At 58.7% G+C, this 19,265-nt stretch carries 10 protein-coding genes; 5 read left to right on the top strand and 5 right to left on the bottom strand.

The window, feature by feature from the left end:
* Positions 1–401 precede the first annotated feature (401 nt).
* A complete protein-coding gene (locus FHG12_RS09575) occupies positions 402–3,146 on the bottom strand; it encodes a 4-alpha-glucanotransferase (protein ID WP_139515517.1) in 2,745 nt (914 codons plus the stop codon).
* Positions 3,147–3,445: 299 nt separating this feature from the next.
* Between FHG12_RS09575 and FHG12_RS09570 the strand changes: the two genes are divergently transcribed.
* On the top strand, positions 3,446–8,614 hold the full coding sequence (locus tag FHG12_RS09570; protein WP_139515516.1) for a translocation/assembly module TamB domain-containing protein: 5,169 nt from the start codon (positions 3,446–3,448) through the stop codon (positions 8,612–8,614).
* Between the two features lie 53 nt (positions 8,615–8,667).
* Positions 8,668–11,130, top strand: coding sequence for a translocation and assembly module lipoprotein TamL (gene tamL, locus FHG12_RS09565; protein WP_139515515.1), 2,463 nt, complete (start codon positions 8,668–8,670; stop codon positions 11,128–11,130).
* A gap of 85 nt (positions 11,131–11,215) precedes the next feature.
* Here tamL and FHG12_RS09560 read toward each other — a convergent pair whose 3' ends face one another.
* Positions 11,216–11,884 (bottom strand): YceI family protein, encoded by a 669-nt coding sequence (locus FHG12_RS09560; protein ID WP_139515514.1) that lies wholly within the window; start codon positions 11,882–11,884, stop codon positions 11,216–11,218.
* Between the two features lie 328 nt (positions 11,885–12,212).
* Here FHG12_RS09560 and FHG12_RS09555 point away from each other — a divergent pair, with 328 nt between their 5' ends.
* Positions 12,213–12,698, top strand: coding sequence for a methyltransferase family protein (locus tag FHG12_RS09555; RefSeq protein ID WP_139515513.1), 486 nt, complete (start codon positions 12,213–12,215; stop codon positions 12,696–12,698).
* A 108-nt stretch (positions 12,699–12,806) separates the two neighbouring features.
* On the opposite strand, the gene FHG12_RS09550 is transcribed toward FHG12_RS09555, so the two are convergent.
* From FHG12_RS09550 to fdhD, 3 genes are read right to left on the bottom strand one after another with little or no spacing between them, the layout of a single operon-like run.
* Positions 12,807–15,365 carry an FdhF/YdeP family oxidoreductase gene (locus FHG12_RS09550; protein WP_139515512.1) on the bottom strand — a complete coding sequence of 853 codons (2,559 nt, stop codon included), beginning with the start codon at positions 15,363–15,365 and terminating at the stop codon, positions 12,807–12,809.
* Between the two features lie 55 nt (positions 15,366–15,420).
* A complete protein-coding gene (locus FHG12_RS09545; RefSeq protein WP_139515511.1) occupies positions 15,421–15,756 on the bottom strand; it encodes a DUF7009 family protein in 336 nt (111 codons plus the stop codon).
* On the bottom strand, positions 15,753–16,661 hold the full coding sequence (fdhD, locus tag FHG12_RS09540; RefSeq protein WP_317129714.1) for a formate dehydrogenase accessory sulfurtransferase FdhD: 909 nt from the start codon (positions 16,659–16,661) through the stop codon (positions 15,753–15,755). Before fdhD ends, FHG12_RS09545 begins: the two co-directional genes overlap by 4 nt.
* Positions 16,662–16,881: 220 nt before the next feature.
* Between fdhD and moeB the strand changes: the two genes are divergently transcribed.
* A complete protein-coding gene (gene moeB, locus FHG12_RS09535) occupies positions 16,882–17,994 on the top strand; it encodes a molybdopterin-synthase adenylyltransferase MoeB (protein ID WP_165699358.1) in 1,113 nt (370 codons plus the stop codon).
* A gap of 83 nt (positions 17,995–18,077) precedes the next feature.
* On the top strand, positions 18,078–19,241 hold the full coding sequence (locus tag FHG12_RS09530) for a putative sulfate/molybdate transporter (RefSeq protein ID WP_139515510.1): 1,164 nt from the start codon (positions 18,078–18,080) through the stop codon (positions 19,239–19,241).
* Positions 19,242–19,265 lie beyond the last annotated feature (24 nt).

Genomic DNA, 19,265 nt, shown 5'->3' with positions numbered 1-19,265 from the left:
AGCATAAGAAGTGCTTACCCAACATTCGGCATTAGATTATAACTAATTATTAATCAATTAGTTATACGACGATAGTTAATAATAACCTCAGTAAGCCGTTGGCGCTGGCGCCACCAGCTAGCTAATGACAAGACAAAGGTCCGCCATCCGCTTGCGGGGCGGGTAACGACTATCAAAGCGTTCAGTATACATTTCAAAGAACAAGCAGATACGCCAGCTAATCGTATCGCCGCGACTTAATGACCTTGCGGTAGTAAAGGTCAGATTTCATCCAGCCCGATCTTTCTCCTACTCACTGAAACAAAAACGCTCCGACCAAAGGGCCGGAGCGTTTTCTGAGATTTAAGTATGAACAAGCTACCAGGTGGAGCTTATTCCGCAAGCATTTATGTAGGGTTGAATTAGTACGTTTTGTTGCGGCCGCTGCTATCGACGAGTTGCCGCAACTGACCGCCGAAGCCGGCCTCGCCGATCAGCGCTTCCAGGTTCAGGTGGAATCGGTATTTCCAGAAGTGCTGCGGGTTGGCCGGCACGTTGATTTGCTCGTCCTGCGGGTTGGGGCGCCGCAAGGTTTCGTCCATCGCCAGCAAATCTTGGAGCGGGAAAATGGCCCACATGGCCGGCGAGTACAGGTGTTGCGCCGTGATTTCGCGGGCCACCCACGGCTCGCAGTAATAAGGTGCGGTTTCGCCCCAGTGGCCCAGCAGATGCTCGAAGTAGCGCTGGGTTTTTACGCGGTCTTCTTCCCACCAGCCGCGCACCGTGCTCATGTCGTGGCTGCCGGGGCTCACCACCGACAGATACGGCGCCGTGGCCGGGTTGCCGAATTCTACCTTTGGGTCGGAGGGCATGCGCTGAATGTTAAGCCCCAGAATACCAAGGGCTTTCATTACGCCCGGCACCGATTCGGGCACCATGCCCAAATCTTCGCCGCAGATGAGCATGTTGGTGGCGTAGCGAATGGCCGGCAGCTTGATCATGCCTTGCTCGCGCCAGAATTCCTCGTGGCGGCGGTAGAAGAAATCAATGTAAAGCTCGTGGAGGCGGTGCCGCGTGGAGTCGTCGAGTTCGCGGAAAGAATAGGTCTTGTCGAGGGTGATGCGCGGATGGTAGAAATCGTTGCCGGCGGGCAAAAACAGCACCTCGTTGACCAGCTTAAACAAGCCCGTCCGCAGCCACCGAAAATGGTCGGCGTTGCTGGGATCGGCGGCAATTTTCTGTTCTATCACTTCCTCAATTTGCCGCTGCGAGCGCACGTAGTCCTTCAGGCGCAGTACGCCGTGGTCATGCTCTTCCAGAAACTCGTCGCGCACGGCCGAGGCTTGGCCCTGAAAAATATCGTGCAGCAAATGCCAGCGGATGTAGGGCTCGCACAGGCGGTCGTAGTCGAACCAGCCGATGCGCTGCTCGATCTCGTGGCGGTGTAGCGGCAGGTCGGGCGCGAAGTGCGCCAGCAAGCCTTCTACCGAGTCGCCGTTGATTTCCCAAATCCGGAAGAAACCTAGGATATGGTCGATGCGCAGGGCGTCGAAGTAGCGGGCCAAGTGGCTCAGGCGGTTGCGCCACCACTGGTAGTTGTCTTGGGCCATGCGCTCCCAGTTGTAGGTCGGGAAGCGCCAGTTCTGGCCGGTGGTCGAAAAATCATCCGGTGGCGCGCCGGCCTGGCGGTCCATGTGGTAAAGTTCGGGCTGCGTCCAGGCATCGACGGAGTGCCGGTAGATGCCGATGGGCAAGTCTCCTTTCATCACTACGCCCCGGCGCCGGCCGTAGTCCACGGCTTCGCGCAGCTGCTTGTCGAGGTGAAACTGGGTGAAAAAGTGGATGCCAAATTCATCAAAATCAGGACCATCCTGCGCCGTGAGTTGCTCCAAACCACGCGGTGCCCGAAACTCCAGCGGCCACTGCTGAAAGTCGGCCGTCCCGAAGCGGTCGCGCAACGCCGAGAAGGCGGCGTACGGCACCAGCCACTGTCCCTGCTCATTAAGAAACTGCTTAAACTCCGGATCGGCCAGAAACGCTTGTTTTTCTTGTTTATATAACTTCTTAATAAACAACCACTTAGCATTCATTACCGGCTCGTAGTCCACGAAGTCGCGGTCGTTGAGCTCCTGGCGCAGCCGTTCGAGTTCCGCCTGATCGGTGGGCTCGGCCAACTGAGCTACGGCGTCGAGGTTGAGGTACAGCGGATGCAGGGCAAACACCGAAATGGCCGCGTACGGGTACGAATCGACCCAGGTATGCGTGGCGGTCGTGTCGTTGATGGGCAGAATTTGCACCATTTTAAGCCCTGTGCTTACGGCCCAGTCAACCAGTAACTTAAGGTCCGGAAACTCGCCTACACCCAGGCCGCGCTGGCTCCGCAGCGAAAACACGGGCAAGGCTACGCCGGCGCCGCGCCAGTTGCCGGTGGTGTAGCGGAAGCCTTCGTCGGCTTTGATGCGCAGCGTGTGCGGCTCCTGCGAAGGGGCAATAAAACGGTCGTCGCCGCCTTCCAGCTGCACAATCTGCTTTTCCTGCGGATCCCAGAGACCGTATTTGTATTGCACGTATTGCTCGGGCTGCTCCAGCGCCACGTCTGCCTGCCAGGTGGGGTAGTTGTTGTCGGATAGCAAAACGGCTTTGCGAGCATCCCAGGCGCCCAAGGCGGGGTCGGAGCCGAGCACGCAAATCTGGTGATTGGTATCGACGCGCGGCGCAACCAGCTGAAAGCGCACCACCGAGTCGGCCAGGCGCGCCGCCGGACGGTCGGAAACGGCCGCGACGGATGTTTCCGTGGTGGGGCGCGCCATCAGGGCCTGCGTGAAAGCGGCAGTGTGAAGTTCGTTGTCGGGTTGGGCCGGGGCACGCCAGAAGTCTTCCGTCAGCAGCCGCGAAAACTGTCGGCTGTCGTAGGCGATGGTGCGGTTGGGGCCCCACTCCCAGTCTTGGTTGCCGGTTTGCTCGTTGAGCAGCACGTACTTATAGTCCACGGTGCCAGGCGCGTCGTCGGGCAGGGTAATTTCCTGACTCCAGACGCCCGTGTCGGAATCGTAGTGCAGACTGAGCGCGTGGTCGAGGTTCCAGGAGCCCAAACTGGCCGCTGAACCGCACACCACGAGGCGCTGCCCCCAGGTGGTGCGGAAGGGAAGGGAAAAACGAAGAATCATGGGAATGCAATCGGATTGGAGACGAAAGATAGCAGAAAGCCCGGCCAGCCGGCTACGGCTCAATCCGTTTTGCAGCGCCCGCAAAGCCGCTGCTGCCTGAATAACCGCACCACAATCCTCTGCACCCTACGCACAGCTTCCGGCAGAGTTTACCGCCTATTTCCGCGGGGCCGCAATACCGCCTGTATCAAGGCGTTTGCTATGCATCTGATTATCAATACCCTGCCAGCAAATCCAACCCCAGGTCGCGTTTTTCCGTTGGTTTCCAGAGAACCCGCTAACCCATTTATCCCATACCCTTGCCTACGTACGTTCGCCGCACTCTTTATATCGTGCTGGGCTTGCTGGCCTTTGTGCTCCTCCTCGTCATTGGGGTGGTAGTGGCTTTGCAGTTTCCGGCCACGCAGGATTTTGCCGCTCGCAAAGCAGCAGAATACTTGCAGAAAAAAATAGGGACGGAGGTTCGCATCGGAAAATTTCGTTCCGACTTCCGGCATGCCATTTCTCTGGATGGCGTTTATATCGAAGACCAGCAGCGCGATACGTTGTTGTCGGTGGGTCATTTAGGCGTCAACATCGACCTATGGGCCCTGACCAAATCGCAGATCAACGTCAGCTCGCTCGAACTCAACGAAGGCACCGTGCACATCAAGCGCACCGAGCCCGACAGCGTTTACAACTTCGATTACATCATTAACGCCTTCACGGCCGGCGCCACCACGACCTCTACGCCCGCCGACACAACCGGCGGTTTCAAATACGACATTGGCGATCTGCGCCTGACCAATATTTTCCTCACCTACAATGACCAAGTCGATGGCATGAACGTGCGAAGCCGCGTCGGTGAGCTGGCCGTGACCATGGACGAAGTGAACGTGGATAAGTCTATCTATAAGATAGACAATGCGTTACTGCGCCGCTCGGGCTTCAACATTACGCAGACCAAAGTGCCGCCGGACACGCCCTCTGAGCCGCTTACGCTCACGTTTGGCCTGAACAAGGCTACGCTTGATACCGTGAGCCTGACTTACCGCAACAACCCGTCGGCGCAGTACATCAACGCCCGCATCGGGCAAGCGGAAGCTACCGCCGACAACATCGACCTGATCCGTTCGCGCATTGACCTTAATACGTTGCGTTTGCGCAACAGCAGCCTTGCCTACGCCCAAAACGAGAACGTGCCCACCGAGCAGCGCGTGGTCAACCCGGCCGAAGCGGTACGCAATCTGAATGAATCGGTAGAAAAAGCTACGGGCCAGCCCACGAGTTGGGTCGTGACGCTGAAGAAATCCGACGTGAGCGGGCTGGGCGTTGTTTTCGACAACTTCAACGAGCCCAAGCAGCGCACCCGCGTGCCCGGCATGGACTATAATCACTTAAATTTTAGTGATTTAAAACTCAACACTGATAATCTATTTTACTCCGAAAATCGCACTACCGGCCGCATCAACGAGCTGGCCGGCAAGGAGCAGAGCGGCTTTCAAATTGACCACACCGAGGCGGATGTCGTGTTCGATTCGGTGCAAACCCGCCTCGACAACCTCGACCTGATTACGCCGCACACGCGCATCCGCCGCACGCTGGCCATGGGCTACGAAAGCCTCGATGCCTTGGCCGACGTGAAAAAGCTGCCTAATCTGCGCATCGAAGGCGACCTGCGCGACGTGCGCCTGGGCTTCCGCGACATTCTGTACTTAGCACCCGATTTGGCCTCTACCCCACCCTTTACTACGGGGCCTAACCAATCGGTGCTGGTAAGCGGGCGGGTGAACGGCCGCGTGGGTGACCTCCGAGTGCAAAACCTTGATTTTGTGGGCTTTCGCAATACTACATTGCGCGCCAGCGGTCGCATTCAGGGCTTGCCCGAAGTGGATCGCCGCTTATACACCGACCTGAACATCGCTCAGTTCACGACTTCCGAAGCCGACATTCGCAGCTTGGTGCCGAAGGGCACGATTCCGGCGGGTTACAGCCTACCGCCCCGCATCGCGGCTTCCGGCACGTTCCGTGGCCGGCCAACGGCGATGGTGTTTGACACCAACCTGAAGGTGAATACCAGCTTCGGCAACGCTACGGCTGTGGTGAACATGCAGCCCGGTCCGGCCGGTCGGGAGCCCGTTACGGCCCGCTTCAACGTGCAGGGTTTCGATGTGGGCAAGGTGTTGCGCGACCCCACCATCGGCCGCATCACGACCAGCGGCACGCTCAATGCCCGCGGTCTCGACCCAGCCACAATGCAGGGGCGCCTGGTGGCTACTGTGCAAAGCGCTCGCTACCAAGGATATACCTATCAGGATATCAACGCGACGGTTGACATCGACCGCAACAAATACGACATCGTAGCGCGCAGCCAGAACGATCCGAACCTAGCCTTCAACCTCGATGGCACCGTGAATCTGCGCAATGCCAATGTACCGGCGTACGCGTTCAACGTGAATTTGCAGGGCGCTAACCTAACCAAGCTGGGCTTCTATACCGGCGGCGACTTGCGGGTACAGGGTAACCTCGTAGCCGACCTGAGCGGGGCCGACGCCAACTCTATAAACGGTACTTTTTCGGGCAATAAGCTCGTGATTGTGCGTGATAACCAGCCCATTGCCATCGACTCGGTGCAGGGCAGCATTGTGCAGCGACCGGGCCGTACGGAACTGGTGTTCAACTCCAATCTGGTGAAAGCCAACCTTGCCGGCAATACGCCGCTGGGCGACGTGGCCACCGTATTGCAACAACACATCGATCGCTACTTCGACCTGCCCGGCGTGCGCTACCAACCGGGTGGGCCCGCGCGCAACTTTACCTTCGACGCGCAAGTACTTAATACACAAACTATTACAAAACTCGTTCCGGGCCTCACGGAGCTTTCGCCTTTCGTCCTGAATGGCAGCTTCGACAGCCGCGCGGCCAACCTTACGGTGCAATCGCGGGTGCCGCTGATTGTGTACACCGGCTACCGCCTCGATTCGCTGCGCCTCAACGTCGACTCCGATCCGCAGAAGCTGGAGTATGCTGTGCGGCTGCGGCAAGCTTCGCAGGACACGACGCTACGCCTGCCCAACCCAAGTCTGACGGGCAATATTCAGAATAACCGCGTGGGCACGCACCTGCGCATTGCCGAGTCGGACAGCGCCACGAAGCTTGACCTGGCGGGCGTGTTACAGGTTCTGAATCAGGGCAATACATATGCGTTCAGCTTCGATCCGAAGCTGGTAGTCAACAACATGAACTGGACGGTAGCGCCCGGCAACCAGATCGCCTACACCCTGCCAACCGGAGCGATTCGGGCGCAGAACGTGCGCTTGAGCCAAGGCAGTCAGTTTATCGAACTGCAAACCTTGCCCGGCGCCGATTACCCCTTGCAAGCCCGCCTCGGCAACCTCGACCTCAACATGCTGGCCACCGCCGCGGGTCAGCAAGATTCCTTGTATGGCGGTACGCTCAACGGGCAGGCCGTGGTGCGGGCCATCGGGCAGCCGCGCATGGCCTTTACTTCCGATCTGATGCTGAGCAACTTAGCCTACAACAAATCGGTCATCGGCGATGTAGCGCTCAAAGCCACCAACCCTTCTGCCGACCGCTACCTCGTGGATGCACGCCTGACTGGCGGCCCCAACAACAACGATGTGCGGGCGACCGGCTCGTATTTGGCTAGCGGCGCCCTCGACATGGTCGTGAATCTGAACCGCTTTAACCTGAGCACGGCCGAACCCTTCTCGGCCGGCCAGCTTCAGCAAACCAAGGGTTACCTAAGCGGTGCGCTTACGGTGCGCGGCACGACTGCGGCTCCCCAGATCCGGGGCAGCATACAAACCAACGACGCGGGCTTCACGCTCACGCAGCTCGGCGCGCCCTTTACCCTACCCAACGAAAGCCTGACGTTTGACGAGCAAGGCATTGCGTTCCGGGACTTTACGATTCTGGATTCGCTGCAAAACAAGGCTATTGTAAATGGCTACGTCTACACCAAAAACTACATCGACGACTACCGCTTCCAGCTGCGGGCCATTACCAAAGATTTCATTGCCGTGCAGAGCACCGCGCGCGATAACCCCTTGTACTACGGCAAGTTGGTGGTCGATTCCGATACCCGCATTTCGGGTACGCTCAACTTGCCCGTGATCCGCACGACGGCCACCGTGGTGAAGCCTTCAGACCTGACGGTGGTAGTACCCAACGACGATGTGGGCCGCGTGGAAAGCACCGGTATCGTGGAGTTTGTGGATATGAGCGCGCCGCTCGATACCATGTTGGCGCGCAAAACCAAGCTGACTGCCCAGGCGGCCAGCGGCTATAATGTAAGCGCGACCATAACGGTCACGGACGCGACGCCGTTCACCATCATTGTCGATCAGACGTCGGGCGATAACCTGAAGGTGCAGGCCAACGGCACGCTGAGCACCAGCATCGATCAGGCGGGCTCTATTACGCTCAGCGGCCGCCTTGCCGTGGAGCAGGGCCACTACCACATGTCACTCTACGACCTGACTGAGCGTGATTTCGACATTGCCAAGGGTAGCACCATTACGTGGTCCGGCGACCCCTACAATGCCCAGGTCGACGTATCGGCTATTTACAAGGTGCGCGCGGCGCCGGCTGAGCTGCTGTCGGGCCAGGGCACTACCATCGACGACCCCACGGTGCGCAATACGCTGCCTTTCCAGGTGTACCTGAACGTGGATGGTGATCTGCTCAAACCCCTGATTAGCTTCGACATCCGGTTGCCGGAAGAAGCCCGTTCTAACGTGCGCAACCAGATCGAGGCCCGCCTGGCGCAGCTACGCGAGCCCAGCCAAGTCGATGCCCTCAACAAGCAAGTGTTCTCGCTGCTGGTGCTGAACCGATTCCTGGCTGAAAACCCATTCGAGTCGAGCGGCGGCAGCATTGTAAACGAGCAGCTTCGCGGCAGCGCTAGCCAAGTGCTTACCAGTCAGCTTAATAAGCTCACGGGCAGTTACCTTTCCAACCTGGGCGTGGAACTGGGCGTGAATTCGCAGGCTGACTTCTCCTCTGGCTCCGAAAAAACGCGGACCGACCTGAATGTGGCCGTGCGGCGGCAGCTGTTCAACGACCGCGTCACCGTGCGCCTGGGCACCGACGTACCGCTGGCCGGCGGCAACCAAGCCTCCAGCGGGCAGCAAAGCATCAGCAGCTTTGCCGGCGACGTGAGCGTGGAATACGACATTCTGGCCAACGGCCGCCTGCGCCTGCGCGCCTACCGCAACAACGCTTACGGCGACATCGACGGGCAGTACGTACGCAACGGGGCATCGCTCATTTTCCAGCGCGATTACCAGAACCTAGCCGACTTGTTTAAGGGCATCGACAAAAACCTGAAAACCGAGCGCAAAGAGGGCAAGCAGCGCGACAAGCAGGACAAGCAAGCCGCCCAAGATTCCGTCAAAACCGTGACCGAAGCGCCCCGCCGCGACTCGACCCGCGTAGCACGCCGCCCCACCACTTCGGGGCGCTAAGAGCAAATACGCAGGCTTTAGATAAATAATTGACAACCACTTAGTTACCTAATATGTTACGATTCCGACGCCTGGACCTCACCCCTCTCGCTCCGCGCCGCGAGGCCCCGAGGAGCGAGATGCTCTGGGGCAAGTCGTTGTATAGCTCCGCTTGGCTGCTTCGCGGAGTTGGCCTCACAATCGCTTTATTAGCAGGAAGTTGCAGCGGTACCAAGTTTATTCCGGAAGGCGATAAGCTCTACACCGGCGGCGCCGTAAAAGTCAAGTCGCAGAGCTCGATCCCGAACGAGTCGGTGCTGACGGCTACCCTGGAAGCGGTAATTACGCCCAAGCCCAACAGCTCGATTTTGGGGATGCGGCCGAAGCTGTATTTCTGGCACATGGGCGAGGGCAAAACCAAAGGGTTGGGCCACTTGCTGGCCGATAAATACGGCGAAGCGCCAGTGTTGCTCAGCAAAGTAGACACGGCGAAAGTTCAGGATTTGATGGCTAACCGGCTGAACAACAGCGGGTACTTCCATCCGAAAGTTAGCAGCGAGGTAAAAGTGAAGGCTAACACCGCGTCCGTCGACTACACGGCTACAGTACATAAGCCCTACACCATCAAGGAAATCCATTTTCCGGATTCGACGGGCTTGCTGGCGCGGGCCATCAAGGCCACCGAGTCGGGCTCGTTGCTGAAGGTGGGCGACCCCTATAATCTGCAAACCTTTGTAAATGAGCGCGTTCGCATCGATGCGGCACTCAAAAACCAAGGCTATTATTATTTCTCGCCCGATTACCTTCTGTTTCAAGTAGATAGCACGCTCGACAACGAAGCCAATGTGTATCTGAAGGTAAAAGAAACCATTCCGCCGCGGGCGGCGAAGCCTTACGTGCTCAACCGCGTGACGCTCAACACGCAATATTCGCTCTCGGACACCACCGAAACAACTCGTCCGGTTATGTTTCGGGGCTATCGCTATGTGCCTGACGAGCAGGTGTTTCGGGCGCGGGCCATTACCAACGCCGTTTTCATCTACCCCGACAGCCTCTACCGCCGCCGCCGCGCCGACCAGACGCTGAGCCGTCTGATGAGCCTGGGCACGTTCAAGTTTGTGGACACCCGCTTCCGCCCGGCCCGCAATCTCCCCGACTCGGCGGGTTACGGGCACCTCAACGCCACCGTGCGCATGACGCAGGTGCCCAAGAAGTCGCTGCGGGCCGAGTTGCAGATGAATACGTCCAACATCTTCACGGGGCCGGCCTTTGTGGTGCAATTTCGCAACCGCTCGGCGCTGCGCGGAGCCGAGCAGTTGCTGATCAACGCCAACGCTTCGCTGGAAACCGGCAAAGGCGCGCTATCGGGCGTTACCTCGACGCAGTATGGCATTGACGGTCAATTGCTTGTACCGCGGCTCATTACTCCGCCTTTCGACATCCGGCTGGTTAACTCCGACTTCCAGCCGCGGACGTTTTTCAATGCGGGCTACAAGTACGTGCTGCGCACCAAATACTTTCAGGAAGACATCTTCAACCTGGGCTACGGCTACAGCTGGAAGACCAAGCTCACCAATGAGCAGCAATTGCAACCCATTGACTTACAATATCTTAGACTAAGCAACCAGGAAAAGGTATTTAAGGATTTGTTGGCGGCGCGGCCGTTTCTAGCCAACAGCTTCCGACAGCAGTTCATTCTGGGCAGCAGCTATACCTACACCTACAACCAGCAAGTGCTGGAGCAGCGCCGCAACCAGATGTACTTCAGCGGCGGCGTGTCGTTGTCGGGCAACGTGGCCCACGCCTTGCAAAGCCTGAGCGGCGCCAAAAAGACCGATACCGGAGCCTACGCGCTCTTTGGGCAGGAGTACTCGCAGTACACGAAGTTCGATCTGGAGTTCCGCAACTATTACCGCACTTCGGTCAACCCAACCAGCGGCAACAAGATCGCCACGCGCCTGCTGGTGGGCGTGGGCTTGCCCTACCAGAACTCCAACGTGCTGCCCTACCTGAAACAGTACGGCATCGGCGGACCCAACAGTGTGCGGGCCTTCAACGCCCGCGGCATTGGCCCCGGCACCTACCGCACGCCCGATAGCCAGCAAAACGGCTTCTACGACCAAGTAGGCGACATCCGGTTGGAGGCCAACGCCGAATACCGCCAAGACCTGTTTCCGTACGTGAAGGGCGCCTTGTTTGTGGACGCGGGCAACATCTGGCTGGTCAACGCCGACCCCAGCCGGGCTACCTACGTGAAAGGCGAAAACGGCCAGCCCGTCCGCGATTTTCAGGATGGCCAGTTCCGATTCAATACGTTCCTGAAACAGTTGGCCATCGGGGCCGGCGCGGGCATCCGCATCGACGTGCAGTTCTTCGTCATTCGCCTCGACGCGGCCTACCCGCTGGTGTATCCGTACAGCAACGAGTCACTGGAAGTCCCCGGCACCAATCCCGGCGACCCGTCGATCATCTACTCGGCCAACAAGACGGGCTACAAAGTCATTAAGCTCAACATCGCGATCGGGTATCCCTTCTAGGCTGCTACGCCCCGCGCCACCAAGCAAAAGCCCCGACACTGGTAAGTGCCGGGGCTTTCGTTTATCCTGATTTTGGGCCGATCGGCTATTGCTTTGCTACTGCGTCCTGCTTAGCAATCACGTTGAAATTCAGCGTAAAATCATTGTCGATGGCCTTGTCGCCGAGGCTTTCGAAGAACGATGTGGAGCGGAACTTGATGTCGTATTTGGTGCGATCGACAGTGGCGGTGCCGCTGGCAGCCGCAATGCCGTTTTTCACGCCCACCTTCGCCGGAAACGTGATGCTATTGGTAATGCCTTTGATGGTCAGATCGCCGGTCACGGTCATGTTGTTGGCGTCGGCCGCGGCTCCTGCAATCGGGGCGATGCTGGTGATTTTGAATGTAGAGGTCGGATTCTTTTCCACGCTGAAGAAATCGTCGGACTTGAGGTGGCCCACCAGTTTGGCATTCATGCCGGCGTCGGTGAGGTCTTCGTCTTTCACCGTGGTCATATCCACCACAAACGTGCCGCCCGTCACCTGATTGCCTTTTACCAGCACACTGCCCTCCTTGAACTGCATGGTGCCGGTGTGCTGGCCGGTTACCTTTTTGCCCACCCAGCCCAGCGTGCTTAGCTGAGGCTGAAGCTTGTAGGTGGCCGCCTGGGAGCGGGCGTCAATAGCGCCAACGGATTTTACCATGGGCTTTTTCTGGGCCGTAGCCGAAGTGGCCAGCAAGGCGCTGGTCAGCAGGAAAAGCAGAGTTTTTTTCATGAGACAGTGGAAAGGGAGGGTTAGGTAGAGTACTGACGGATAGCACGTTACTTTCCGCATAGGTAAGGTAATGACGGAGAAAACTACTTCCTAATTCTTCTTTTTGCTCCGGTTGCCACCCACCGACGAAATCCAACTCCGTGGGAACCCACTTCTGGCGCTTGCAGACCAGCTTTGCTTTACCCCATTATCCTGAGACAGACAGACTATTCCAGCGCCAAAATCCGGCTCAGGCTTGCATCTGGAGTTGTATTTAACTATATTATAATCAACACATTACACCAACAAACATCCTGTACGTTTCCGGTCACTCCTAAACACTTCACCCATGAAATCCAGTTTCATCCACAAGGACAGTCCGGGAGTAGTGGTGCCGCCGCCCTTCCTGTACGTCCTGATCTTTTTGGCGGCCTTTCTGCTCCAGCGCTGGCTGCTGCCGCTCGATGATGCCCTGTGGCAGCACATGTCGGTGAAGGTGCTGGGCGGGGCCTTTTGTATTGCTGCCTTTGCGCTACTCGTCTCGGCTGTTACGCAGTTCCAGCGAACCCATAACACAGTCGTAACCGTACACCGCGCCAACTCCCTTCAGACTACCGGCGTGTATCATCTGACGCGCAACCCGATGTATCTCGCCCTGCTGCTGCTGTATGCAGGCCTGGCCTGCCTGGTGGGTGGGTGGTGGCACTTGATTTTGTTGCCCCTCCTAATCCTCATCGTGCAGGAGTTCGTTATCAAACACGAGGAGCATTACTTGGAACAAGCGTTCGGCCAACAGTACCGGGATTACAAACACACCACAAGACGTTGGCTGTAAGCCTCTTAAACGTCAAACGCTAGTCTGCACTCCTTAACACGCAAGCACGTAAAAGCCCGTCTGTTGTACACAGACGGGCTTTTACGTAAATTATTTATTGTCAAGCACTTATGCTTCAACAGCCAAGCCTCGGCGTTTGGCTTCGGCTTCGGCGGTAGCGGCTCGCGTGGGCACCACCGTCACGACCACATACTTCGAGGTGGGCGTGTTGCTGGTTTTGGCCACGCTGGCCACGGGCACGAGCGGGTTGGCCTCGGGGAAGTAGGCTGCCACGTTGCCCTTCGGGATGTCGTAGGGTACGGCCACAAACTTGAGCACGGTGCGCTGATCGCCTTCGAAGTGGCTGGTGATGTCGATCAGGTCCCGGCTCTTGATGCCGCGCGCAGCCATGTCCTGCTCATTCATGAACAGCACGCGGCGCTCGCCGTGGATGCCGCGGTAGCGGTCGTTGTACTCGTAAATGGTCGTGTTGAACTGGTCGTGGCTGCGGACGGTCATCAGCACGAGCTGATCGGGCTCAAGCTTGTACTTTTCTAGCTCGGTGGTGGTGAAGTTTGCCATACCGTTTTTGGTGGTGAACTTGCGTTCGCGCGGACCGTTGGGCAGGTAGAAGCCGCCGGGCTTGCGCAGCTTCTCGTTGAAGTTGTCGAAGCCCGGAATCACGCGGCTGATGTGGTCGCGGATGACGTCGTAGTTTTCCGTCATGGCTACCCAGTCGGCGATATTCGTCCGTTCGCCCAACGTAGCAATGGCCACGCCGCTGATGATGGCCACTTCGCTCATCATCTGGCCGGCCAACGGCACCAGCACGCCTTTGTTCTGGCTCACGACGCCCATCGAGTTCTCGCAGGACGTCATCTGGTGTCCTGACTTTTGCATGTCGATGTCGGCGTGCGTAAAGCAGGGCAAGAGCAGACTGGTTTCGCCCGTGGTGAGGTGGCCGCGGTTAAGCTTGGTGCCCACAAACACGGTCAGCTTCTGCTTGCGCATGCCTTCGGCAATGACTTCGGTATCGGGGCCGGCGGCCAGCAGGTTGCCACCGAGGCTAAAGAAGACCTTGGTTTTGCCCTTGTACATGGCCTTGATGGCCTCGACTGTATCCAGGCCGTGCTCGTAGGGCGGCGTGAAGTGAAACTCCTTGGCCAAGGCATCCTGAAATTCTTTGGTAGGCTGCTCCCACACGCCCATCGTGCGGTCGCCCTGCACGTTGGAGTGACCGCGCACGGGGCAGGTACCCGCACCGGGCTTGCCGATGGCGCCCTTCATAAGGTGCAGATTCACAATCTCTTGGATCGTCTGTACGCCTTGGCGCTGCTGGGTCACGCCCATGGCCCAGCAGGTAATGATCTTTTGCTTGGTCGCGATCAGGTTAGCAGCTTCCAGCAACTGCGCCCGCGTAATGCCGCTGAGCTCTTCAATGTCTTCCCAAGACGTATTGCGGATGTTCTGCTCAAACGACTCAAAGCCCGTCGTGAACTCTTTGATAAACACCTGATCGATTACGTGGCCGGGGTTCAGGTCTTCGGCTTCGAAGAGGTGCTTCATGATGCCGCGTAGCAGGGCCATGTCGCCGTCTACGCGCACTTGCAAAAACACATCGGTGATCGGCGTGCCGTCGCCCATCAGAGCGCCCAGCGCCCGCAGCGGATTCATGAAATCCTGCGGATTGCGGAAGTGGTTGAGTCCTGCCTCCAGCAACGGATTGACGCTGATGATTTTAGCACCGTTGCGCTTGGCCTTCTGCAAAGCCGTGAGCATGCGCGGATGGTTGGTGCCGGGGTTCTGCCCGATGATGAGAATGACCTCGGCATCGTAAATGTCGTTGAGCGTAACCGACCCTTTGCCCAAGCCCAGCGTAGGGCTGAGGGCCGCGCCGCTGCTCTCATGGCACATGTTGGAGCAATCGGGTAAGTTATTGGTCCCGAACATCTTAGCAAACAACTGAAACAGGAATGCCGGCTCGTTGGGTACTTTGCCCGAGGTATAAAACACGGCCTCGTGGGGCGAATCCAGCGCGTTCAGGTTGTCGGCGACGAGTTGGAAAGCATCCGACCAGGCAATGGGCGAGTAATGGTTGTCGCCGGGGCGCTTCACCATAGGATGCGTCAGGCGACCCGCGTTGTTTTGGTCGCGGTCGCTCATGCGCGAAAGCTCAGCCAGGCTGTGCCGGGCAAAAAACTCCGGACCCGCGGCTTTGTCGTCGGCATCGGAAGCGGTGGCTTTGGCGCCGTTTTCGCAAAACTCAGCGATAGAGCGATGATCGTCGGGGTCGGGCCAGGCGCAGCTCGAGCAGTCGAAGCCGTCCTTTTGGTTCATGTTGAGCAGCCCCTTGGTGCCGCGGGTAAGGCCGCCTTCCGTCCAGCTAAACTCCATCGACTTCACCACGGCCGTAATGCCGGCGGCCACCTTCGCGCGGGCTTCCAGCTTGAGGCCCGTCAGCTTGTCCACGGGCTGCGCCAACACCGGATGAACGTACTTGGCAAATGCTACTTCCGGGGCCGGAATGCGGCTCTCATCACGATCTCCTTGGGGGTCGGGCCGGTAATGATCGTTGGTAGGGGCAGCGCCTTGGTCGGGGCGCTCGCCACTCTTCGGAACGTTGGTTTCGGCGTGCTGCTCTTCGGTTTTGCCGGCTTTGCTGGGGTCTTCGGCGGGTGATTTTTCCATGGGGGCTGCGAGGTAATTTCGGGGTGGAATCAGCTATAAAATCCGGAAAACCAGATCAGTGCCGACAATCGAGGTCCTTCTCAACTAGAATACGTAATTCCTGGGTTTCAGTCACATGCAGCTTCTCTGAAAAGCCAATGTCGGAGCCCGTAACCCATTGTTGGGCCAGGGCGGCGGGCACGCGCACGGCCATCGAACCGCTAGCGTAGAGTATGCGAACGGTGTCGCTGGGGTCGCCTTCGGGCAGACGTTCTAGCGAGTATTCCAGCTGATCGTCGGGGTGCGGACCAAGCCGGACGCTGGACGAGACGCGGCCGGTACGGCCGAAGTGCTGCACCTCGTCGTCGGACAGGCGCAGGCGCACAGAGTTGTCTTCGATGCGGAGCTTCATGCAGAATGGGTGGCGTGATGAGTGGAAGGATCGGCGGGGGTTTCCGCCTGAATACGCCACGCACCGGTATAAATGTTATAGCGCTGCTGCCGCACAAAGCCCAACAAGGTCATGCCGAAGTCGGCGGCGGCTTGCACCGCCAGGCTGCTCGGCGCGCCCACAGCGGCCAGCACCGGAATGCCCGCCACGGCTGCTTTCTGCACCAGCTCAAAGCTGGCCCGCCCACTCACCAGCACAATGTGCTCATGCAGAGGCAGTTGCTCATTAAGCAAAGCAGCTCCAATCACCTTATCCAGGGCGTTGTGCCGGCCTACGTCTTCGCGCAGCAACAGCAGTTCGCCCGTAGCCGAAAACAGCGCTGCTGCGTGCAGGCCACCGGTTTGTTCAAACAGCGCCTGGGCTTCGCGTTGGCGGGCTGGCAATTCATGAATAACGCGGGCCGCCACGTACGGACCCGCCGTAGGCAGCACGGGGCAGGAAGACGCATGCACCGCGTCGATGCTGGTTTTGCCGCAGACGCCGCAGCTCGACGACGTGTAGAAGTGGCGTTCGAGGCGCGGCATATCGGCCACAACGTGCGGCGCGAGCTCGGCGCGCACCACGTTTTCGCGCTCCTCTTCTTTTTCCACATCCGGGCAATAGATCACGCCGGTCAGATCGTGGCGGCTCTGGATGAGGCCTTCGGTGAGCAGAAAGCCCGCCGTCAGCTCGAAGTCGTGGCCGGGTGTGCGCATCGTGATGGCCAGCGTGCGGTGCTCCCGCGCACCCGTCGGCCCAAAGCCCACCCGAATTTCCAAAGGTTCTTCGGCCGCCACCACATCCGATTCCGTTACGAAGTGATCGCCCGCTACTTTTTGCACGGTAGCGTATTCGTAACTGGTGGCAGGTAGGAAAACAGGCAGCACGGGTAGGACGTTTTAAGCGTTGAAGGAGCAGCCGAGGAGCGTTTGCAAGCCGCTGCCTCTCTAACCTTCTGGCGCGTTAGAAGTTTGTAGCAGCAACCGACCTTGCAGCTGCTTTTTCCTATCAACGGCGTTTTTTTGCTATAGTTTTGCAAGGTTTTGACTATCAATTATTTATATATTCAGATAAACGCCGCCTACTTCTCTCTCTTTAACTAGCCTGATGGTGCTTACTTCCCTCGAACAGCAACGCTACCGCCGCCATTTGCAGCTTCCCGAAATCGGGGAGACCGGGCAACTGGCCCTGCAAGCCGCGCGGGTGCTGGTGGTGGGCGCGGGCGGCTTGGGCTGCCCGGTGCTGCAATACCTGGCCGCGGCCGGCGTGGGCACGCTCGGCATTGCCGACGCCGACCACGTGGAAATCAGCAACTTACAGCGCCAGATCCTGTACGGCGCCGCCGACGTGGGCCGCTCCAAAGCCGAAGCGGCGGCCGAAGTAGTTCATCGCCTCAATCCGCTGGTGCGCCATGAAGCCTACCCGTACCGCGTCGATCGGGCAACGGTGCGCGAGCTGGTAGCCAAGTACGACGTGGTAGTCGACGGCACCGACAACTTCCCGACCCGCTACCTGCTCAACGACGCCTGCGTCAGCCTGGGCAAGCCGCTGATCTCGGGCGCCATTTACAAATTCGAAGGCCAGGTTTCGGTGTTTAATTACCAGGGCGGCCCCACATACCGATGCCTGTTTCCGCAGCCGCCTTCGGCCGCCGAAGCGCCCAACTGCGACGCGACCGGTGTGCTGGGCGTGTTACCGGGCATCATTGGCTGCGCCCAAGCCACTGAAACCCTGAAGGTTATCCTAAACCTGGGCGAAGTCCTCAGCGGCAGGCTTTGGGTGTTCGATGCGCTGACCTTTCAGACGCGGGCATTGCGTTTTCCGCGCCACCCCGAGCGCGCGCTCGTCAACCTCGATACGGCCGACCAAGCTGATTACGCCGAGCTGTGTCAGCCGGTATTCGCCGCCATCACGGCGCGGGAGCTGCAAGCGCAGTTGGCCTCGGCCACGCCGCCGTTTCTGCTCGACGTGCGCGAGGCCGATGAGTATGCGCTGGTGCATTTGGCCGGCGCCACGTTGGTACCTTTGCAAAAGCTCGCGGAAATGGCCGCCCGACTGCCGCGCCATCATCCGGTGGTCGTGTACTGCCATCACGGCGGCCGCAGCGCCAAAGCTATTCAGTTACTACACAGCACGTTAGGCTTCAATAACCTAACCAACCTTACGGGCGGTATTCATGCCTGGGCTACTGAAGTAGACCCAACGATGCCGCAGTATTGAGAAAATTCGGATTGAGCGAAGCCTGAGACATCTGAATCATAATTACCTATCTACTAATCAGTTACAAGCACACCTAATACAGCATGCCGCTTACTGCTTCTCCCCCATTACGCCGCCTCATTCGCTTCGACCGCAACGAGCTGGCCGGGGCTTTCGGCGACCTGGGCACGGACTTGCCGTTGATTATCGGCGTGATCGCGGCCTCGGGCATGGACAGCGCCAGCGTCTTGGTCATGTTTGGGTTGATGCAGGTGTTTTCGGGGCTGTGGTACGGCTTGCCCATGCCGGTGCAGCCGCTCAAGGCGTTTGCGGCGCTGGTAATCGCCCAAAAAATTCCGGGACGCGTCATCTATGGCGGCGGCTTGGCCATTGGCGTCAGCATGTTGGTGCTGGCCGCTACGGGTCTTATTGATGCACTGGCGCGCCTAGTACCAAAGCCGGTAATTCGTGGGATTCAGTTTGGCCTGGCCTTACAGCTCGCTACGCTGGCTCTAAAAGACTACGTGCCCGCCGACGGACTAGGAGGCTATGCGCTGGCCGCGGCGGCTTTCACCGCGACGGTTGCGCTGCTGGGCAATCGGCGTTGGCCGGCCGCGTTAGTTGTTATTGCTCTGGGAGTTATCTACGCACTGATCTTTAAGCTGGACTTGGCCACCGCCCAGAAAGCCTTTGCGTTTCATGGGCCCAGCTGGCATACGCCTTCCCGCGCCGACATCCTGACGGGGGCCGTGCTGCTGGCCTTACCCCAGATTCCGCTGTCGTTGGGCAACTCCATTTTGGCCACCAAACAGGTACTGCACGACCACTTTCCGGAGCGCCACATTACGGTGCGGCAGATCAGCTTCACCTACGCCCTCATGAATTTGGTGAATCCCTTCCTGGGCGGGTTTCCGGTGTGCCATGGGTCGGGAGGCTTGGCGGGGCACTACGCGTTTGGGGCCCGCACGGGCGGCTCGGTGGTGTTGTACGGCGGCTTGTTTTTGGTGCTGGGCCTGTTTTTCAGCCAAGGCTTCGCGCAGGTCGTCCAGATATTTCCGCTGCCGGTGTTGGGGGTACTGCTGTTGTTCGAAGCCCTGACGCTGGCAGCTCTGCTGCGCGACATCGCCGGCACCCGCGCCGATTTGCTGGTGGCGCTGCTCGTGGGCCTGCTGTGCGCCGGCTTGCCGTATGGCTACTTGGTAGGCTTGGTAGTGGGTACCACTATTTACTACGCCATGCGCCGCGGCTGGGTAGGCATCGGAAAGTAACCCTTTTCAACTATCTTATTATCA

Source organism: Hymenobacter jejuensis (genome assembly GCF_006337165.1).
Lineage (GTDB): Bacteria > Bacteroidota > Bacteroidia > Cytophagales > Hymenobacteraceae > Hymenobacter > Hymenobacter jejuensis.
This window is presented reverse-complemented; position numbering and strand designations above follow the sequence as displayed.